The organism is Parasphingomonas frigoris (assembly GCF_036663815.1).
Classification (GTDB): domain Bacteria; phylum Pseudomonadota; class Alphaproteobacteria; order Sphingomonadales; family Sphingomonadaceae; genus Sphingomonas.
In genome coordinates this window covers 786,912-806,704 of sequence record NZ_JAXOJQ010000001.1, presented here as the reverse complement: position 1 = coordinate 806,704, position 19,793 = coordinate 786,912, and the positions used below count along the sequence as shown (strand labels likewise).

Genomic DNA, 19,793 nt, shown 5'->3' with positions numbered 1-19,793 from the left:
GCATTAGTCGTCAATCGGGCCTGTTATCGCTGCCAGATTGGAATCCAGTGTCCAGACCACGCCCTCGGGCTCGTATTCGAGCTTTGCGACGCCTCCCATGTCCCTGGCCAGACCACGCATGAGACGGGAGCCGAAGCCAGTACTCGTCGGAAGATTTACCGGCGGCCCGCCGTATTCCTGCCACCGCACTAGCAGCGCGCTCTCCCCATCTTCCAGCTCGATCGTCGTCCACCCTAGCTCGACGTGCCCCACCTCGTTCGACAACGCGCCGTACTTCGCGGCGTTCGTCGAGAGTTCATGAAGCGACATCGAGAAGGCGAGCGCAGCTTTTGCGTTCAACTGAATTTCAGGGCCCGAAATCAGGATTCGGCCAGGCTTCGCACCGTGCAGGCGCGTCGCTCCTTCTACGATCATCGCCATTGGCGCTGCCGTCCAGCTCGACTGGACGAGCAGATCATGAGCGTGCCCCAGGGTCGTCAATCGCTCGCTGATGGCATCCCGCGCCTCCTCTGGCGTCGAGACATTCCGCAGCGACTGGCTGACGATCGACTGCACGACCGCCATCGTATTTTTGATGCGGTGCTGCAGTTCGCCGGTCAGCAAGACGCGATGGGCTTCAGCCTCTTTTTCGGTTGTTATGTCGCGGACGGTGCCGACAAATCTCTTGCCTCCGTCAGGGCCTCTTACGAGCGCGCCTCTGGCGTTGACCCATCTCTCTTTGCCGTCGACCGCGCTGATCGTGCGATATTCTATGTCCGTCGTGCCATCGCCATCAGGGGCAACGGCCGCGGCATTCGCGGCAACCACATGCGCCCGATCGCTAGGATGTACCCGCGCGAGGAACGACGTTTCATAGTCCAGCGGCTCTTCCGCGCTGTGCCCAAGGAGTTCGCGTGTGCGGGCGTCCCACGTCATTTCACGCAAGCTCGGCGACGATTGCCAAGCACCAAGGCCTCCAGCCTCGAGCGCCAAACGGGTTCGGATCTCGCTATCTTCAAGCGCTTCGTGCGCTTCCCGCTGAACCGTGCGATCACGCAGTATCTTGAGGAAGCCGATAGGCTTGTCGTCATCATCGGTCAGCGGCATCATTTCGCCGCTTGCCCAGAACTGGCTGTCGTCCTTCCTCATGTGCCAGCGCTCGTCGACTCCGCGGCCATTGGTGAGCGCCGAACCCATTTCCTTGGCCGGCACACCATGTTCGCGGTCTTCCGGCGTGAAGAAGTCGCCGCACGGGCGTCCGACCATCTCGATCTCTTCCCAGCCCATCAAGCGGCAGGCACCGATGTTCCAGCTCGTAATAAGCCCATGCAAGTCCATCGTTATGATGCCGTAATCGATGGCGCTGTCGACGATCAGGCGGTGGCGTTGATCAGTCTTGCGCTGGTGGGTCAGTGCGCGGCGTAGTTCCAGCTGCGTCATCACCTGCCGTGCGAGAACCTCAAGCGTCAGACGCTGGAACGCGGTAATCCCTTTCGGGCGAGGCGATCGGTCGAGAACGCACACCGTCCCGATTGGAATGCCCGCGGGCGTTCTGAGCAAGGCACCAGCGTAGAACCTCAGCCCATCGTCCGGAGTGACCAATGGGTTGCGATCCACACGAGGATCCAAGCGCGTGTCCGGGATAACCAGCAGATCGTCTTCGAGGAGCGCGTACTTGCAGATCGACACGTCCATCGGGAGCTCGCGGGCGCCGATCCCGACTTCTGCTTTGAACCATTGTCGATCGTTCGAAATCAGGTTCACCACCGCGATCGGCGCGTTCAGCGCCTCCGATGCCAGTTTCGCGATGTCGTCGAAATCGCTTTCGATTGGTGTGTCGAGAATGTCGTACGCCCGTAGCGCAGCTTCGCGCTGTTCGTCGGTCCACCTTGGAGCGTTCGACGTAGGGAGGCAGTCCGCGAGCGCGTCGTTGGTCATCCGCTGCGCTTAGCACCGTTTCGGGCGACATTCGATAAACCTAATCCGGAGCATCCCCATGCAGATGCTCGAGACCCGCGAAAGTCCGCTCCTGCCGGGAGCAGGGATTGGCTATCGGCCTTGCGAACGACAGCTTTGTCCCAAAGCTCGACATTTCAGCGCCGCTGCAGGGTGATCGCGAACTGATGGATGCGTGTCCCGAGTTGGGAAGCGCAAGGATGGCGCCGAGCGTCCATGATTGGGTCAGATCTTTCGTCAATGTAGGGCGGCAGTCGCCGTTACAGTGTGCACGGAGCAGCGAGAGTTCCTTGCACTTCTAAAGAGAGGGAAAGGACGCCCTGAAATGCAGGCCGCGCCGAAGCGCAGCGGTAGCGCGTCAGACATACCGTTCAGCAATTTTGAATTTCTGTAGCTTTTGCAGGGAGGAGTAGACCTCCGACAGCATGGCGCGCACCATATGCTCGGCGGCGACCGGGTCGCGGCTGATGATGATGTCGAGCAGGTCGAGGTGCGCGGTGACGATGTCGGCGATCGCGCCGTCAGGCGCGACAAAGGTCTGGAAAAGCCAGCCCGAGCGCCGGTAGAGCGTCTGTAGTGGCTGCAAGGTGTTGCCGAGCATCATCTCGCCCGAGGCTGCTAGGATTATCGCATTCAGCTCGCTGTCGACCAGATTAAACTCGGCGAGCGTCATGCCATCGCGACCGGTGCGAAGCGTTTCCGCGGCCGCCGACAATTGTGCGATATGATCGGCATCGGCGCGTTGCGCGGCGAGTTTGCAGGCGATTGCTTCCATTTCGATTCGCACCGGCAGCAACAGTCGCTCCTCCTCAAGGTCCAGCGGTGCGATGCGCAGTCCCGAGCGCGGCTGGACATGGACCAGTCGCGCGGTCGAGAGGCGCTTGACCGCATCGTGGACGGGGGTGCGGCCGAAACCGGACAGGCGTTCGAGTTCGCCCAGCGTCGTGCGTGCGCCCGGCGCAAGGTCGGTGGTGACGATCAGCGCTTCTAGGCGGTCATAGGCCTGTTGCGATAGACTCAAGTTCTGCAACGCCGAATTCCCCGTCGCCCACCAGCTCAGGCGCAATCTGTCGTGCCTTTTGGCGCATCCGGGCTTTACAGCCAAGCGGTGTACTCCTATCCAAACTGAAATTTCAGACCAACGATGCACGTGATGGGAGAGATTCGGAAGATGGCAACGGCCACGCTGGCGACCCTGAAACCGGCAGGTAAACGTCGTTGGATGATTGCGTCGCTGCTCGGCGTCGGCGTCATCGTCAATTATTTCGACCGCGTGATCCTCACCGTCGCGGCGCCCGCGATCCAGAAGGATTTTGCAATCGACAGCCTGACCGTCGGGCTGCTGCTTGGCGCGTTCGGCTGGACCTATGGCGCGCTGCAGATCCCGGTCGGGTTGCTGCTCGATCGCTATGGCGTGCGTCGGGTGATGACGATCAGCATCGTGCTGTGGGGGCTTGCCTCGTTCGTCACCAGCGCCGCGATCGGCGTCGGCAGCCTGTTCGTCGCGCGGTTGCTACTCGGCATCGCGGAGGCGCCGGCGTTCCCCGCCAATGCCAAGGCGGTCGGCTATTGGTTTCCGCGCAGCGAGCGCAGTTTCGCGACCGCGATGTTCGATGCCGCCGCCAAATTCTCCAATGTCATCGCCATCCCGGTGGTGGCGCTGCTGGTCGTCACGCTCGGCTGGCGCGGGGCGTTCATCGCCACCGGATTCCTCTCGTTGCTCTATTTCCTGCTCTTCCGCCGACTGTATCGCGAGCCTGGCGAAGACACCCGGCTGAGCGCCGAGGAGCGCCGCTACATCGTTGCTGGTGGCGCCACCGAAGAGGGGCAAGCGAGCGCCGGCGGCCTGTCGCTGCTCGGCTACCTTCTGCGGCGCCGGAAGATCTGGGGGCTGAGCATCGGCTTCGCCTGTTACGGCTATGCCTTCGCCTTCTTCATCTTCTGGTTGCCGGGGTATCTCGTTCAGGAAATGAAGATGGATCTGCTGTCGTCGGCGGGCTTCACGATCGTGCCGTGGCTGTTCGCGACGGTGTCCGATCTGGTGGTCGGCGGCTGGCTGATCGACCATCTCGTCGGGCGCGGCTGGAACGAGACCAAGGTCCGCAAGTCGATCATCGTCGCGGGTATGGTGACCGGTCTGTCGGTTGTCGGGGCGGGGCTGACGCACGATCCCTATTGGGCGATCGCGTGGATCACCCTGTCGCTGAGCGGTCTCGCCGCCGCAGCACCGGCGAGCTGGTCGCTGCCATCGTTGATCGCGCCGCGCGGCGGGGCAGGGACGATCGGCGGGATCATGAACTTCATGAACAGCATCAGCGGCATCGTTGCCCCTGCCGCGACCGGCCTGATCGTCGCCACGACGCACTCGTTCAGCGGCGCCTTCCTGCTTGCGGGCGGCGTGCTCGCGGTCGGCGTGTTCTTCTTCACCGTCGTCATGGGAAGCGTCGCGCCGATTCCCGAGCCGGCTTCCAATCCAACCCCAAAACCTCTCTGACCTCAGGATCCTTCTTCCGATGAAAATCACCAATGCGCAGGTGTTCGTCTGTTCGCCTGGCCGCAACTTCGTCACGCTCAAGATCGAGACCGACGCCGGCATCACCGGCATCGGCGACGCGACCGTCAACGGGCGCGAACTGGCGGTGGCCTCGTACCTGACCGACCACCTTGTCCCCGCATTGATAGGGCGCGATGCCAGCGCGATCGAGGACACGTGGCAGTATTTCTATCGCGGCGCGTATTGGCGTCGCGGGCCGATCGGTATGGCAGCGATCGCCGCGATCGACGTCGCCTTGTGGGACATCAAGGCCAAGGCCGCCAACATGCCGCTCTACCAGCTGCTCGGCGGTGCTAGCCGCGAGAAGATGCTGAGCTACAGCCATGCCGCGGGCGAGACGATCGAGGAAACCGCCGACAAGGTCGTCGCGCTGACCCAGCGCGGCTTCAAGGCGGTCCGCGTGCAGAGCGCGATCCCCGGCATGCCGGTCACCTACGGCGTCGACAAGGTCGGCGTTGCACCGCAGGCGTATGAGCGCCCGCGCGAGACGCTGTGGGACACCCCGCGCTATCTTCGCCACATGCCGCGCTTGCTCGACCATGTCCGCAACGTGGTTGGCGAAGATCTGCATCTGCTGCACGACGCGCACCATCGACTGACCCCGCAGGAGGCCGCCCGGCTCGCCAAGTCGGTCGAGGAGTTCGACCTTTTCTGGCTCGAGGATCTCGTCGCCGCGGAAAATCAGGAGGCGTTCCGCATGATCCGCCAGCACAGCACGACGCCGCTTGCGGTGGGTGAGGTGTTCAACTCGATCCACGATTGCCGTACGCTGCTCGAGGAAGGGCTGATCGACTTCATTCGGACCACGCCGGTCCATGCCGGCGGGATCACCCACGTCCGCCGTATCGCCGATCTCGCCGGGCTGCATCATGTCCGGCTCGGCAGCCACGGCGCGGCCGACATGTCGCCGATCACGATGGGCGCGGCGCTGCATCTCGACCGCTGGGTGCCCAATTTCGGCATCCAGGAATATGCCTTCCATCCGCCCGAGGCGCAGGAGGTGTTCCCGCACGAATGGCGGCTCGAGGACGGCTATCTGCTGAGCGGGGAAAAGCCGGGCCACGGTGTCGAGTTCAACGAAGAGCTGGCAGCGCGCTATCCCTACAAGCGCGCCTATCTCGACGTGGCGCGCCTCGAGGACGGGACGTTGTGGCACTGGTAAGCTTCGAGTGTAGGGGCGCCTGAATCCTCCCCCGGGCGGGAGAAATTTGTCAGGTCTGATCTGAAATTTCAGATTGACACATGCCGCCCGTTCAATAGAGATGACCGCGAAGACCAGCCCGTGGAGGCCGGTCGCCAGGGGAGACGGACCGACACCGCACCGACACCGGCACAGGCTTTTTTCGCATCCGCATCGCGTGGATCGCGTCTGAGCCCCGCGCGGTCGGCACCGCCCCCTCGTCGAAAATCACCGCACTGCCGGGGTCGCGCGCACGCGATCCCGGAGATCTAAACTTGCGTCCAAAAACAGAAACCTCAGGAGAGGAACACGACATGATGACCCGCACTTCGATCGTCCGCACCGGCTTCGCCGCGGCTCTGCTCGGTACCACCGGCCTGGCGTCGATCGCGACCGCACAGACGCTGATCCCGCCCGCAACGCAGGATCCCGTCGTCGCCGCCCCCGAGGCCGCGACCGCAGGCCCCGTCGCGCCCGATGCGGCCGGCGCCGACATCATCGTCACCGGCACGCGCCGCGCCGAGCGCCTGCAGGATGTCGCGGTCGCGATCACCGCGGTCAGCGGCGAAGCGCTTGCCAAGTCGGGCTACACCTCGGCGTCCGATCTGCAATATGTCGTGCCCTCGCTAACCTTCAACAATTCGCAAGGGGCAGGCTTCTCGATCCGCGGTTTCGGCAGCCAGAGCTTCGACTACAATCTCGAAAAGTCGGTCTCGGTGGTTCTCGACGACGTCGTGCAGGGCCTGCCGCGCTCGATCGGCTTCAACACCTTCGCCGATGTCGAGCGCGTCGAAGTGCTCGAGGGGCCGCAGGGCACGCTGTTCGGCAAGAACGCATCGGCGGGCGTCGTGTTCGTCGTGACCGGCAAGCCGCAGCTCGGCGTGACCAGCGTCAAGGGCTCGGTGCGCTACGGCACCGACAACGAGACTCAGATCGAGAACACCGTCAATTTGCCGATCAGCGAGACGCTCGCGGCGCGCTTTTCGGGCACCTATCAGAAGCGCGACGGCTATCTGTTCAACGCCTTCACCAAGACCAAGGAAGGCGGCTATCGCGACGTTGCGCTGCGCGGCAAGCTGCTGTGGCAGCCGACGCCCGACATCCAGGCGATCACCACTGCCGAATATTTCGACCATAAGGACGATGGCTACAACATCATCGAGAACGTCCGCAGCCTGACCGCCTACGCGACGCCGCCGTCGCCGACCTCGCAGACCAACCTCGATTATGCGACGCTGTTCGCGCAATACGGCTTTGCGGCCGGAACCGGGAACCAGACCTATCTCGCCAACAATCCGTGGTACGGCTATGTCGAGCAGAAGGGCATTTCGGAGAACATCACCGCCTCGCTTGGCGACTACACGCTGACTTCGATCACTGCGTACAAGGAACAGCGCAGCGGCAATTTCAACGATCCCGATTATACTGCCACCGATTTCTACACGCTCAACCGCAACCGGCTGAAGGCGAACCAGTTCTCGCAGGAACTGCGGCTGAACTCGCCCAAGGGCAAGACCTTCGACTACATCCTCGGCCTGTTCTATTACCGCCAGAACGCGACGGCGTTCGAGGCGCAGGCCGGCAAGCGCAATCGCACCGATCTGCCGGCGCTGACCTATATCAATCCGGTCGGTTCGGGGTCGGCGTACGGCTCGGAGCAGCGCAGCTATGCGGCGTTCGGCGAAGGCAATCTGCACCTCAGCAAGGAACTGACGCTGATCGGCGGCTTCCGCCTGACGCATGACGATGTGCGCGGCGATTACGCCCCGACGACCGACGCCCCCTACACCTATCTCGGCACCATCCCCCCTGCGGTCGGCGGGTCGGCCAAGGCGACTGCCTTCACCGGCAAGGGCACGATCCAGTACAAGCCGACCCGCGACATCATGGTCTATGCGACCTATGCGCGCGGCTACAAGGCGCCCGCTATCGGCACCAGCCGGGGTGTGCTGCGCCCTGTCCAGCAGGAGAACGTCGACTCGTTCGAGGCAGGCATCAAGTCGCAGTTCCTCAATCGACGCCTGACGGTCAATCTGACGGGCTACATCACTAACTTCTACAATTTCCAGGCCAACACCTTCATCCTGCAGCCGAGCGGCGACTATCTCGGTCTGCTCGGCAACGCGCCGAAAGTCGAGGCGCGCGGGTTTGAGCTCAGCACCAACTTCCGGGCGACGCGTGATCTCACGCTCAGCGCGAACATGACGTACAACCACTCGCAATATAAGGGCTTCCTGGTCGGCTGCTACGCGAACCAGCCGATCAACGCCGCGGCGGGCCCGGGCTGCTACCGCCAGGGCGCGACGACGATCAACGATGCGACCGATACCGACGTGATCCTCGCGCCGCGTGTCGTCTACAATCTCGGCGTCAATTACGAGCCGCGGCTGACCGAGACGCTAAAGCTGTTCAGCAGCCTGAACTGGTCACACCGCGCGAGCACGCTGAGCGTTGCCGGGGATCCCGGCACGCGTATGCCGGCTTATGGTCTGCTCAACGGCACGCTTGGCGTCGGCGCGCTGGACGGGCGGATGCGGATCAGCGTCTATGGGCGCAACCTGACCGACCAGCTGTTCATCGCCCGCCTCAGGCCGCTGCCGTTCGGTCCGACCGGCAGCTATCTGCAGACGGTGGCCGGCGAGGGGCGTCGCACTGTCGGCGTACGCCTGGATTACGCCTTCTAGTCACCGATCACCATTTAAGCGGAAGCCGCCCTCCTTGCGCGGCTTCCGCTTAATTGGCCACGATGGCGCATCATTTAGGCCTGAAGGGCTTCGGTCGCCGCGTCTTATCCATTCATAAACGAAGTGTCGTCCGACGACGAGCTACATGGGCAAGCTCGTACGGCCAGCGCCGTGAAGTGCCGCTCCATCAACGCGCAAGCTGAGTTTTGAATGAAAATCGGCATGCTTGCCGAGGAGAGCCCGACACCGTCGTTCAATGATATCGGAAGCGGCGCCAGTTGCGCGCTCGGCCATCGAGAACGTCTCGATAGACCACCATTGGTTGGCGGCGACCATCCGGCCAAGCTGCGAAGGAGGGAGCAAAGATCGCCGGACCTTTGTCGCAGCAGGCACTCGACACCCATGCCTAGGTTCGGGAGATTGACCTGGATCTACTCGCCTGGCAGCGGGCGAACGATACAGCCTGCCGTCTCATGTCGATCCCCGGCATCTGTCCAATCGGGGCAACGGCGCTTGCCGCGCTCATCAAACGCTTGAAGCGTAAGCCGGAGACAGCCGACCCGCGGCTCGTGGCCTTGTTTGCGCGCAAGCCCGTACGGGTAGCCACCGTCGCCATGGCGAACCACACCGCCCGGGTGGTCTGGGCGAACATGGTTCGCGGGGAGGCATACCAAGCCCGGCATCCGCCAGGCTAGCGGCATGACGATTAGCTGGAAACCGCCGAGACAAAGGAGACCAGCTTCGCGATGTTGTAAGCGCTATGCGATGGGATGCCGAACCGGTCAGACTGGGGGCGGGGACAACCCAACGGACGTCCAAGGCGTCATAGCCTGTTGAACGAAATGGGTCCTAGCTCGCGGACCCTATCAGGGCCAGCAGGCCTTCAACGGCTGCACCAGCAGGCCGAACAGAGAACTGCACCCGACCCTAAGTCAGATCGTCGAATTACACTTGCAACGCGGGAGCCATCCACAGAGGGCGTCCGCAGTTCGCGAGCGCGAAAGCGGGCCGAATGTCGCTTTATGGGTCCTCTATGCGACAGCGACAGACATCGCGTTGCTGGATGGTCACGCCGCGGGCCCTGCCGGACGCGCGCTGGTGCGCTTCAACTATCGTCGCGGTGTGATGCAGCCCCTCGGCCCGGTGGTCGGTGGTGTGCGCAGCGAAGTCGGCAATGCGGCGCGCTCGGCATTCCCGCGGTCGACGCGATCAACGCGATCGGCGCCCGCTCGACCCGGATTTCCCTGAGGCGTTGCTGCGTTCGGGGACAGTGCGCCAGGTGTCGATCGCGCCGGTCAAGATGCCGCGGATCGTTGCCAATCTCGCGTGCCTGTACGCGCTGTCGGGGGCAGAGCCGCGTGTTCCGGTCGCAGCCGTGCCGCGCTTCGATGTGCAGCTTCTGGTCGCAGGGGCGCCGCTATGCGAGCCTGCGCGCGCCACTCTAGCCGCGCGAATAGTCGAAACGCGTAGAGCCTTGTCCGGCGAACTGGGCGATAGGGTCGGCACAGGGTTTATCGCCTGGGAGAGAGAGCGATGGTTACGCCAGTCCAACAATCCGCCGTCAATGACATCCGCGCCAAGCTCGATTCGAGTGGCGTATTCAACACTGTCACGCATGACGAGGTCAACGACATCGCCGCCCGGCTGAAGGGCCTCTCGGCGACGGACACCGATGCGGTGATCGACGAATTGTCACGCACCGGACAGCTCGACACACTGGCGCGCGAAGGAACCGATGGCAGCTGGTTCGGCAATGGCGGCTGGTCGGCCAGCGAACGCAAGGACGTGTTCAACGATCTTGCCGCCAAGCTCGACGGTACCAGCCTCGCGCGCGTCAGCAACGCATTAGCAAGCACTGATGCGAACGGCGCGGATGGGCACGCCCGGGTCGGCGAATTCGCCAGCGCGATCGCCAGCCACGCCAGCGCGGCGGCCAAGGTCGACTATATCCGCGCCGAGGCAAGTCGCACGACCGACAGCACGGGTTATTCGAGCGCCGGCTTCGGCGGTTCGGTGAGCCATGACAGCGATGCCGAGGCGGCGGGTGTGGCGACCGTCCTCGGCAGCTTGCGCGGGGCGCAGGCCGAGGCGGGGTTTCGCGCGCTCGACCCGGCGCAAACCCGTGCGGTGATGCGCGCCGGGGTCGATGCCACGCTCAACAGCACCGCATCGTCGGCGGGATCGGCCAATTCGCTGTCCTGGGATACGGCGGGCCTGCGCGGCGTGCTGGGGGCCGCATCGAGCATCGGCAATGCCGATCTCAAGGCGCGGCTGTTCGACGCCGGCGTCGATACGATGCGGTCGGTGCGCGATTCGAACAGCGTGTTCGGGGGCCTGACGGTGGTCGGCAAGGATGCGGCGTTGAGCGAGATCACCAGCGGCCTGACCAAGCTGATCGACAGCGACACCAGCGGCGTGGTGCGCGAGCTCGCCTACAATCAGGAAACCGCCGACGGATCGGATCTCGCCGCCTATGCCAAGCAGTTGCTCAACAGCGGTCAGACCGACACGCTCGGCCGTCAGATGGCGCGTCTGCAATTGGGGAACGGTCTCAACGAGAACGCCGTCGGGCGGCTCGATGTCGTCACCACCGTCCCCGGATCGAACGGACAGGAGCGACGCGAAAACGCCGGCGCGCTGGGCTATTTCGTGGGCAGCACGTATAGTGCCACCGCATCGATTTCGAAGGACGTGAAGGCGCAGCAGGAAATGGTCACCGCAGTTCTCAAATCGGCGCTGACGGTGGTCGACAAGGCCAAGGTCGGCGGCCCAGCCGCGCTCGCGGTCGGCACCACCGCGAGCGTCGCCAAGGAATGGGTCCAGTTCGCGGTCCGGGCGGCGATCCAGGATCCCGGCAGCAGTGCCGCGACGCAGCTCGAGCGCGCCGCGCTGCCGACCAATCCGGCGACGGCCGAGCTCGGTGTCGGCGACGACATTGCCAACGCGTTCAACACGACGCTGAGCCGTGTCCAGCGGCTTGCCAATCCGTGATAGCGCGTGCCGCCGCGGTCTTGGCGCTGGTCGCGCTGACCGGATGCAGCGAGGAGAAAGCCATGCGCGTGCCGCCACCCCCGACGAGCTTCGAACAGCCCGCCGAGGATCCGTTGGGCACCGCCGCCGCGGTTGCGCGCGATCGGATGATCGGTCGCGTCTTGCGGCAGGTCGGCCCGGCTTCGGGCAAGTCGCTGAGCGAGACAACCTATCTGGCCCCGGCGCAGCTCGACGGGGCGCAGGTGCGCGACTATTATGCCGAGCAGGCGAAGGCGACCGGTTTGTCCGCGCTGCCGATCGCGCGGGATGGCTTGGGGGCTGGGGGGGACGCGTTCGGCTTTGGTAGGCCGGGTCAGGGTTTCGCCGTCATCGTACAGCCGCCGCTCGCGGCCGCGGCGAAGCGGCCGGTGACGGTCATCCTCTTCGAGCGGGCTGGTGGCTGATCGGCCCACCGGTAAGCTGGGTCGTGATACAGCGTCCAGCACGTTTGTTGCCAGCGCGCCGGAAGGGCATTGATCGCGGGCGCGTGTCGCGGATTGGCGGCCTGTCAGGGGCGACGGTCTAGTCATAGCGACTATTTCCCGCCCGCTGCATGACTCGTATCCCTCGCAAGAACGCACGGGAGGTCGCACCATGTTCGGGATCACCACTTCGCCCGCGAACGGCGCGACGCTCGGCAAGGGCGCATCCGTTGCGGCCAGCCCGCCGCCGGACCTCAAGACGCTGGCGCGCACCGGCGACGTCGACGCGATCGCGCTCCACATCCAGGCGCATCCGGCCGATCGCAAGGCAATCGAGCACGAGATGGTCAAGGCAAGCCGAACCGGCGACCTGTCGCGCGTCGCGCAGACGCTCAAGTACGAGCTGCCCCACTGGACCACCAGCCCCTATGGCGACGGTCCGACCTTCACCCTGCGCGCCCAGTCGGACCCGACCAACGCGGTCGGCTCGAGCCCCGCCTGGCCGGGCCTGGTGCAGGCCGGCACGGTGACGCCGTCGGAACAGCGCGTCATCGGCCGCATGGCGGCGAACGAGGGCAAGCTCGATTCGGTCCAGGCCTATGACAGCGAAACGGTATCGGTCGGCGCGATGCAGAAGACGGTGAACGCGAGCGGCACCGGCGAGCTCGCCAAGCAGGTCTATGATTTCTCGCAGGTCGATCCCGCCAAGTACAAAGCGCTGTTCACCGACACGGGCTGGAGCGTCGCGCACACCGGCAAGGGCACGACCGCCGACGATTATACGATGACCTTCAGCCCCGACGGCACACCGAAAACTCCCGCCGAGACCCGCGCCTATATCAAGGACCGCTCGGCACCCGACCATTGGAACGCCGCGCTGGTACCGCTGCTCCAGGCCGGGCGCGACCCTGCCTTCCAGGCGCAACAGATCGGCGACTTCAAGCGCCGTCTCGATACCGCGATCGCGGTGGTTCCGACGGGAACGGCCTATAAGGCGGTCAAGGGCGGTACGCCCTACACCCGCCCGATCTCCGACTATCTCACCTCCGAGCAGGGCGCGGCGCTGGTGCTCGACCAGAGCGTCAACCGGCCGAGCCGGGTCGCAAGCAGCTTCGGCAAGGCGCTCGACACCTTCTACGCCGCCAACCCCAAGGCTCCCGCCGATCCGGCGCAATGGACGGCGGACCAGCGCGTGGAGTATGAGCCGAAGATCATGAGCGCGTATCAGGCACAGCGCGAGGCGTCCAAGATGACGGCCCCGATCGAACGCTACGACCGCATCGTCGGTCAGGGCTCCACGCTCAGCGCTGCGCCCGGCTCGTTCGTCGGCACGCGCTGATGGGGCTCGCGCTGCTTCTGTTGGCTGCCGCGGCGGTCGCCCCGTCGACCTCGGTGTGGAAGGTCGAGGGGACGCCTGGGGCGATTACCTCGCTGACCGGCATCGTGAAGTCCGGGGGGCGGATCGTCGCTGACCGGATGGTCGACGACGCGGACCGAAAACGCTCGGAGCAATCGATCCTCTCCCGCTCGCAGGCGCGGTCGGGCCCGTGTGGGTGGGCCGCCAGCGTGCGTCCCTTCACGCGGCTGCGGCGGTTCGCGAAGGACGGCCGCCTGCTCTGGACCTGGAATGTCGGACGCGAAGACCACGCGCTGAGCCTTCCCAACACCGGCAAGGCCGATTGCCTGTCCCCCGACGGTGGGCGCCTGCTGGTCACGATCAACCAGTATGGGTCGGGCTCGAGTGATGCCACCGATCGCACGGCTGTCGTGCGGATGGGGGACGGCGTGATCGCGGTGGATCGCAAGCCCCGCTTCGTTCCCGCCAAGGGCGCGCGCACCGGGCAGGCGTTCGGCGACGGTCACGCAACCGAGCTTACGGGGTGGCAGCGCGGCCGACCCGCGACGCTGCTGTTCGATGTCGTCAGCGATGCGGACAATCCGAAAGGGCCGAAAGTCGTGCCCGACTCGGCCGAGTTGAGCAGCGCGCGCTAGCGTCAAACGCACGCGGACAGGGTCTGAGCAAGGTCGATCGCCTGGTTCAACCACTTGGTGCTTCGCGCGGTGCCCTATAGCGGCTCGCGCCGGCCGACGAAGTAGCGCATCTGCGAGCCGAAGCTGCGCACCGACGCGCGCAGGCCCGGATCGGCCTCGGCCGAGCGCGCGATCGTATCGAGCGTGGTGAAGGCGAGCGCGCCATGCGTACGGCTGGCGAACAACGCGGTTGCGGCTTGCGGCACGCGCGGCTCGGCGCCGGGCAGTGCCGACAGGCACGCGAGATTGGCGACGATGTCGCGCATCTCGAGCGGCGTGATCACCACCTTGCGCAACTCCCCCGTCCGGCGAAACACATCGGGAAAGTCGCGGTCGAGGCCGTCGCCGACCGGATCAATCGCGTCGGCGGCGGGAACGCCGCACCGCGCGACCGGACCAGCTTCGTTGCGATCCCCAACCAGGATCGGGTCAAGCGGCCGCATGATGCCGCGCATATAGCCGAAGCGCACCAGCGTGCGCGCACCGGGGGCGGAGGGCAAGGTGACGGTCAAGCGGCCGCTCGCCAGCCGACCGGTCGCGCCGCCGCTGCAAGTGCCGAACGGCGACGAGGTCACGGGCGTCTCGCCGCGCGCCGCCGCGACGACGAGATAGCGCGCCGGGCATTCGGTCCCGCCGTCGCCGCGGACGAGATAATAGTGCGTGCGCCCTGCCGCATAGCTGCCGACGATCTCGATCCGGTCGACGAGTTGTGCGCCGAACGGCCGCGCGATCACCGCCTTGCCGAGTTGCAGCGCCTGTTCGCTGCCGAGCGGCACGACGGTGAGCGCCGTAGTCGCGCGCTTCGCGCTTTGCGCGCCAGCGGGCACCGCGGCGGCGATGACGGGCAGGAGGATCAAGCGCAGGAATTGCCGCATGGTCGTTTCGCCTTGTTGGGTGCTGATCCTACGCGTCACGCCCGGGCTGGTTCCGCGGCGCATCGTGCGATGGAGGGGAACAGGCGTCGGTCATCACCGCCGGGCGCGGATCGACGATCCGCACGTTGGCGACCGATGACGCGGCGTGAGTATGATCCGCTGGCACGGCGCTCGGATCTATCGCGCGCGCGGGCACGATCGCGGCAGGGCCAATCGGCGCGGCTCCGTACATCCGTTCGGCGGGCCGTCCGATTGTCGCGGCGGCATGGTCGATCGCATCGGCGATCCGCACCGTCAGCGCCGATGTCCCCGCGGGCAAGGTATAGTTGCGATCGGCGCGGAACTTGCCGAGCGGCCCGGCATCGGCGAGCAACCGGTCGAGCGGCGAAACGCGCCCGAGCAACGCGCCGAGCGTGCTGTTGGCGCCCTCGGCTGCGGCGCGATCCTCGCGCGCGGCAAGCGTCGCCGCCTCCGCCGATCGGTCGAACGACCGGCTCGAGGATGCCGCGATCGCCACCTGCGCTAGCCGTTCTGGCGGGTGAGCACGCCCGCCGCGGTATCGAGCCGCGCCACCACGCCGTCGATGCCGCCGACAGCATCGTGCGCGATCGCGGCGGCGAACGCGTCGCGGATCCCCCCGATCTGGCGATCCCCTGCGGCCCCCGACAGCCCAGCGACCTGCACGACCGCGGCGCGCGTGAAATCCTGCAGCGCGCGGCACAGATCGCCCTCCTGCGTCGGCGTCGCGCCGAGCTGCGCGGTGATCTCGCCGGCGAGCGCGCCGAGGCCGTAGATGTCGCCGCCGCGCGCGAGCGCCGCCACTTCGGGGCTGAAGCGCGCCGCGACACCGGTAGCGTCGCCGAGCAGTCCGGCGGCGTCGGCACTGCCGCCGCTCGCGCCGACCCAGGCCAGCACGCGCTGGCCGATCTCGCCGATCGCGCTCGCGGCAATGCTCTGCGCGTCGCGCGGCGGGTTGGCGCCGAAGCCGCCGAGCGCGGGGACCGCGCCGATCCGGTCGATTCCGCTGATCATGGTCATGTCCGATCCTGTGCGGGGGCGAAGCGATCGAGCGGACCCGGCGTGTCGAGCAGCGCGTCGAGTGCCGAACGCTGTCCGCCGTGCGTGCGCGGCGCGCTCTGCGACTGGGTTTCGGTCGCGGCGTCCTGCGCGGCGCAGGCCGAATCGGTGCGGCGCTCGGACGGGCTCGCGATCTCGAGCGCGACGCTCTTGCCCAGTCCTGTGGTCACTCCAATCGCGATGCTCATCGCCTGCTTCCTTCGTGGGAATACCCCGGGGGGGGGTTCTACAGCCTTCCTGCCGTACCGCGCGCCGCGACACCATAATCGCAACGATTAGCCACGCGCGGCGCGACCGGGCGTCAGGGCCTCAGACCTTGCGCTGTCAGATCGAGCGACAACAGATCGAGGCCGTAGGTCGTCCGCGCGCCCTGGGCGACCGCGCTGCGGATGCGACCCCGCGCCGCCGGATCGCGCTTGGCGAGCGCCGCCAGCTGGCCCGCCATCAGGCCCTGCACCAGATTGGCGTCGGCGACCTCCTGCTTGGTCGCGTCGCTCGCGCGCGCGAAGCCGGGATTGTTCGCCATTGCGGTGGCGAGCTGGTTGCGCAGGCCGAGCATCTGCGCGCGCGTCGGGTCGCGATCGTCGGCGCGCGTCGCCATCCAGGCATAAGCGAGATAGACCGCCGACGCATCGGCGACGTTGTTGGTCGACATGCCATAAGGCGCGATCCCCGCCTGGACCTTGCCGATCACGTTCTCGGTGGCGAGCACCTGCTGCAGCTTGGCCGCGCCGGCTGGATCCTGTCGCCGCGCCTTGGCGACGAACTGCGCGAAATGCTTCTGGCGAAGTGCGGCGTTTGGCCGATAGGTCAGGTTCGCCCGCGCGACCGGGCCAGCGCGACGCGGCGCGGAATGCGCATAGCGCCCCGTGCCCGACCGTCTCTCCTCGGCGAGGGTCACGGCGTCCATGCTCAAACTGCCCGTCAGCTGTCCCATGTCGAACACCCCGGTAACCTGCGCCGCCGCGGGGGCGGCGGGGGCGCTCGCAAGGCAGAGCAGCAGCGTGGCGCGCAATCGATACCGGGTCATCGGGAGTCTCCTCTTCGTTCGGTCCAAACAGCGTCCGGCAGGGGAGGGCAAACGCCTTCCCCTGCCGGCTTGCCACCCCAACGCGAACGCGGGGGTGGCGGTTGCGCGCGGCGTTAGCCCTTGCGCGCGGTATTCGCCTCGGCTTCGCCGACGGTCTTGATCGCGTTGGTCGCGGCATTCATCAGGATGCTAAATTCCTGCGTCTTCGCGCCGAACTTGGCGGTCGCCGACGGGGTCTTGTCGGTGATCTGGTCGGCCATGTTGGACATCTCGTTCGCCATCTTGTCGAGCTTGTGGCCGAGCGCCTCGGCGAGCGCCATCAGCCAGCTGCCGCCGCCGCCCTTGCCGCCACAGCGCGCCGCCTTGGCGTCGTCACCGTCGGCGAGCTGGCTGACCAGCTGGTTCACCGCGTCGTCGACTTCGCGCGAGAAATCGCCCTGCTCGGCGGGCGAGCCGCCGGCGGCGGCGGCGAAGCCCGACGCGGCGTCGGAGAGGTTCTGCGCGGCGCCCTGGAAATCGCCGATCGAGCCGGAGAACGCGCCCTGCGCGAGATCGATCGTCGTCTGCGGCAGGCCGAGCTTTTCGGCCAGCCCCTGGATGACCGCCTGGCCGACGCTCGCCATCAGCGAGCGCGCCGCGATGGTCGCCCAACCCGCCGGGCCCGATGCCGCCAGCAGGATGTTGGCGGGATTGACGACATTGGTGATACCGCTGAAGATGCTCATGGTCATTCTCCTGGTGCGAGGGGCCGGACGATCCGGCCTTCGCGGGTGATCCTCGACGAGAGCCATCCTCCCGACACCCGATCTTAAAGCACGCCGTGTCGCACACCGCGCTCAGCGTTCCGACTAGGCGGGCTAGTCGAAAAGACTAGCGCCTCGCGCGGGGTCAGTCCGCCGGGTAGAACAGCATGCCGGCGAGCGCCGCGAGCTCGCGCATCCCGTCGAGCTCGAGCTTGCGGCTGACGTTCGACAAATGGACGCGCACGGTGTTTTCGGAGATCAGCATCAGCGTCGCGATGTCGCCGTTCGACCGGCCCCAGCCGAGAAAGCGGATCACCGTCAATTCGGTCGGGGTCAGGCGCAGCAGCGTCTCGCGGTGCCGCGCGGGTACGCGCGCCGCCTCGACCATATGCTCGCCGAGCGCGACGGGCGAAGGCGCCGAGGGCAGCGCATCGGCGCGCCGCAGCAGCGCGGCGAGCGCGACGAGCCGCTCCTCGTCCGAAGGCGCCGCGGCGGGGATCACCGTTGTGCCGCTTTCAGCAGTTGCAGGATGTAATTGGGGCGGCTCGCGACGTCGCGAACGATCGCGGTGGTGTAGGAGCCGAGCAGCATCAGGATCAGCGCGGTAGCGGCGAACGCCTTGATCGACATCGACAGCGTGAAGACGTTGAGCTGTTGCGCGAAGCGGTTGATCAGCCCGAGCGCGGCGTCGATCAGGAACAGCACGGTCAGCACCGGCGCGGCGAACAGCGTCGCCAGCACCATCAGCCGCCCGAATTCGCCCTCGAACAGCTGCAGCCCACCGCCATCGAGCCGCGGCAGCGGCGCCGCGATCGGCCAGATCGCGTAGCTTTCCATGATCACCTGGACGACCAGCGCGAGCCCGCCGGTCGAGATGAACACGATATTGGCGAGCCGCGCCATCAGCGCGCCGTTGAGCGAGGTCTGGTGCCCCGACAGCGGATCGACGATCTGCGCCATCGTCGCGCCGACCTTGGTGTCGATGATCTGCCCCGCCGCCTCGAGCGCCCACAGTACCGAGCCGAAGAAGAAGCCGATCAGCAGCCCGACAAAGGCTTCCTTGGCGAAGATCCCGGCCCAGCCGGCGGCGCTGATCTGCGCGATGTCGAGCGGCGGCTGGAGCGTGATCGACACCAGTCCGAGCGCGACGAAGATCGAATTGCGCACCAGAGTCGGCACCGTGTCAGAGGAGAACATCGGCAGCAGCAAAAAGGCGATCGCAATCCGCGCGGTCGATACGCCGAGCAGGAGCAGGGGGCCGGTCCAGCTTTCCACGTCCTAGCCGTGGATCATCGCGGGAAATTCGCTGAAGATGCGGTCGCTGAAGCGATACAGCGACGACGCCAGCAGCGACGCGGTGAGGAACAGCGTCAGCACGATCGCGAAGAACTTGACGGTATATTGCAGCGTCTGTTCCTGGGCCTGCGTCGCCGCCTGGACGATCGCGACGAGCAGCCCGGCGACCGAGGCGACGATGATCGGCGGCGCCGACAGGATCAGCACGAGCCATAGCGCATCGTTGGTGAGGCTGACGAAATCGCCGTTCATCGCGGGGCCCCTTTACACATAGGACAGCACCAGCCCGTGCGCGATCTTCACCCAGCCATCGACCAGCACGAACAGCAGCAGCTTGAAGGGTAGCGATATCGTCGTGGGCGAGAGCATCATCATGCCCATCGCGAGCAGGATGTTCGAGATCACCAGGTCGATCACCAGGAACGGCAGGAAGATCAAAAAGCCGATCTGGAAGGCGAGCGACAATTCCTTCACGACGAAGGCCGGGACGACGATCAAAAAGTCGCGCTCAGTCAGCGCCGAGGCGCGGTTCGGATTGCCGACGCGCTGCGCGGTCTTCAGGAAGAAGACGCGTTCGCGCGGATCGCTATGTTTGAGCAGGAAGGCGCGCAGCGGTTCCTTGCCCGCCTCGACCGCGGCTAGCATCGTCGCGGTCGAATTGGTCGGGGCAGGGGCGGTGACGCCGGCCGGTTTCGCCATCGCGTCCTGCATCTGCTCGACGACCGGGTACATGACGTAGAAGGTCAGGATCAGCGCGAGACCGTTGAGCACGATGTTGGGCGGCACTTGCTGGAGGCCCAGCGCATTGCGCAACAGGCTGAGCGTGACGACGATCTTGGTGAACGACGTCACCATCACCGCGAAGAACGGCGCGAGCGCGAGCGCGACGACGACGACCAGCGCCGAGCCCGGCGTGAAGGTGGAGAGATCCACGGG

The 19,793-nt window shown here is 66.0% G+C and carries 19 protein-coding genes and 1 pseudogene; 8 read left to right on the top strand and 12 right to left on the bottom strand.

Going from position 1 to position 19,793, the window contains the following annotated elements; genetic code table 11:
• Nucleotides 1-3 precede the first annotated feature (3 nt).
• Complete coding sequence (locus U1872_RS03780; RefSeq protein WP_332791519.1) at nt 4-1,917, bottom strand: PAS domain S-box protein; 1,914 nt, start codon at nt 1,915-1,917, stop codon at nt 4-6.
• A 376-nt stretch (nt 1,918-2,293) separates the two neighbouring features.
• A complete protein-coding gene (locus U1872_RS03775; protein ID WP_332791518.1) occupies nt 2,294-3,085 on the bottom strand; it encodes a GntR family transcriptional regulator in 792 nt (263 codons plus the stop codon).
• A gap of 21 nt (nt 3,086-3,106) precedes the next feature.
• Here U1872_RS03775 and U1872_RS03770 point away from each other — a divergent pair, with 21 nt between their 5' ends.
• From U1872_RS03770 to U1872_RS03740, 8 genes and pseudogenes are all read left to right on the top strand, one after another.
• The gene (locus tag U1872_RS03770) at nt 3,107-4,429 is read left to right on the top strand and encodes an MFS transporter (RefSeq protein ID WP_332791517.1); all 1,323 of its coding nucleotides are present in this window, start codon (nt 3,107-3,109) and stop codon (nt 4,427-4,429) included.
• Nucleotides 4,430-4,448: 19 nt separating this feature from the next.
• A complete protein-coding gene (gene manD / locus U1872_RS03765; protein ID WP_332791516.1) occupies nt 4,449-5,651 on the top strand; it encodes a D-mannonate dehydratase ManD in 1,203 nt (400 codons plus the stop codon).
• A gap of 332 nt (nt 5,652-5,983) precedes the next feature.
• Entirely contained in the window at nt 5,984-8,353 is a 2,370-nt protein-coding gene (locus U1872_RS03760; RefSeq protein ID WP_332791515.1) for a TonB-dependent receptor, read from the top strand.
• 114 nt (nt 8,354-8,467) lie between these two features.
• Nucleotides 8,468-8,560 (top strand): annotated as a pseudogene (locus U1872_RS22835) (TA system antitoxin ParD family protein); the annotation flags it as partial.
• A gap of 1,326 nt (nt 8,561-9,886) precedes the next feature.
• Nucleotides 9,887-11,344 (top strand): hypothetical protein, encoded by a 1,458-nt coding sequence (locus U1872_RS03755; protein WP_332791514.1) that lies wholly within the window; start codon nt 9,887-9,889, stop codon nt 11,342-11,344.
• Nucleotides 11,341-11,787, top strand: a complete 447-nt coding sequence (locus U1872_RS03750; protein WP_332791513.1) for a hypothetical protein — start codon at nt 11,341-11,343, stop codon at nt 11,785-11,787. Before U1872_RS03755 ends, U1872_RS03750 begins: the two co-directional genes overlap by 4 nt.
• Nucleotides 11,788-11,977: 190 nt before the next feature.
• A complete protein-coding gene (locus U1872_RS03745; RefSeq protein WP_332791512.1) occupies nt 11,978-13,144 on the top strand; it encodes a hypothetical protein in 1,167 nt (388 codons plus the stop codon).
• Nucleotides 13,144-13,797 carry a hypothetical protein gene (locus U1872_RS03740; RefSeq protein WP_332791511.1) on the top strand — a complete coding sequence of 218 codons (654 nt, stop codon included), beginning with the start codon at nt 13,144-13,146 and terminating at the stop codon, nt 13,795-13,797. The genes U1872_RS03745 and U1872_RS03740 overlap by 1 nt, the downstream gene beginning before the upstream one ends.
• A 74-nt stretch (nt 13,798-13,871) precedes the next feature.
• Here the strand turns inward: U1872_RS03740 and U1872_RS03735 are convergent, their stop codons facing one another.
• The 10 genes from U1872_RS03735 to sctR form a co-directional block, all read right to left on the bottom strand.
• Complete coding sequence (locus U1872_RS03735) at nt 13,872-14,711, bottom strand: hypothetical protein (RefSeq protein WP_332791510.1); 840 nt, start codon at nt 14,709-14,711, stop codon at nt 13,872-13,874.
• Nucleotides 14,712-14,739: 28 nt separating this feature from the next.
• Nucleotides 14,740-15,228, bottom strand: a complete 489-nt coding sequence (locus U1872_RS03730) for a hypothetical protein (protein ID WP_332791509.1) — start codon at nt 15,226-15,228, stop codon at nt 14,740-14,742.
• Between the two features lie 5 nt (nt 15,229-15,233).
• On the bottom strand, nt 15,234-15,749 hold the full coding sequence (locus U1872_RS03725) for a hypothetical protein (RefSeq protein WP_332791508.1): 516 nt from the start codon (nt 15,747-15,749) through the stop codon (nt 15,234-15,236).
• A complete protein-coding gene (locus U1872_RS03720) occupies nt 15,746-15,976 on the bottom strand; it encodes a hypothetical protein (protein WP_332791507.1) in 231 nt (76 codons plus the stop codon). Before U1872_RS03720 ends, U1872_RS03725 begins: the two co-directional genes overlap by 4 nt.
• 113 nt (nt 15,977-16,089) lie before the next feature.
• Nucleotides 16,090-16,818 (bottom strand): DUF6683 family protein, encoded by a 729-nt coding sequence (locus U1872_RS03715; protein WP_332791506.1) that lies wholly within the window; start codon nt 16,816-16,818, stop codon nt 16,090-16,092.
• A gap of 113 nt (nt 16,819-16,931) precedes the next feature.
• Nucleotides 16,932-17,543: a hypothetical protein gene (locus tag U1872_RS03710; RefSeq protein WP_332791505.1), complete on the bottom strand. Its 612-nt coding sequence runs from the start codon at nt 17,541-17,543 to the stop codon at nt 16,932-16,934.
• Between the two features lie 163 nt (nt 17,544-17,706).
• Entirely contained in the window at nt 17,707-18,063 is a 357-nt protein-coding gene (locus tag U1872_RS03705) for a LuxR C-terminal-related transcriptional regulator (RefSeq protein WP_332791504.1), read from the bottom strand.
• The gene (sctT, locus tag U1872_RS03700; protein WP_332791503.1) at nt 18,060-18,836 is read right to left on the bottom strand and encodes a type III secretion system export apparatus subunit SctT; all 777 of its coding nucleotides are present in this window, start codon (nt 18,834-18,836) and stop codon (nt 18,060-18,062) included. Before sctT ends, U1872_RS03705 begins: the two co-directional genes overlap by 4 nt.
• 3 nt (nt 18,837-18,839) lie before the next feature.
• Complete coding sequence (gene sctS / locus U1872_RS03695) at nt 18,840-19,109, bottom strand: type III secretion system export apparatus subunit SctS (protein WP_332791502.1); 270 nt, start codon at nt 19,107-19,109, stop codon at nt 18,840-18,842.
• Nucleotides 19,110-19,121: 12 nt separating this feature from the next.
• The gene (sctR, locus tag U1872_RS03690; RefSeq protein ID WP_332791501.1) at nt 19,122-19,790 is read right to left on the bottom strand and encodes a type III secretion system export apparatus subunit SctR; all 669 of its coding nucleotides are present in this window, start codon (nt 19,788-19,790) and stop codon (nt 19,122-19,124) included.
• Nucleotides 19,791-19,793: the final 3 nt, after the last annotated feature.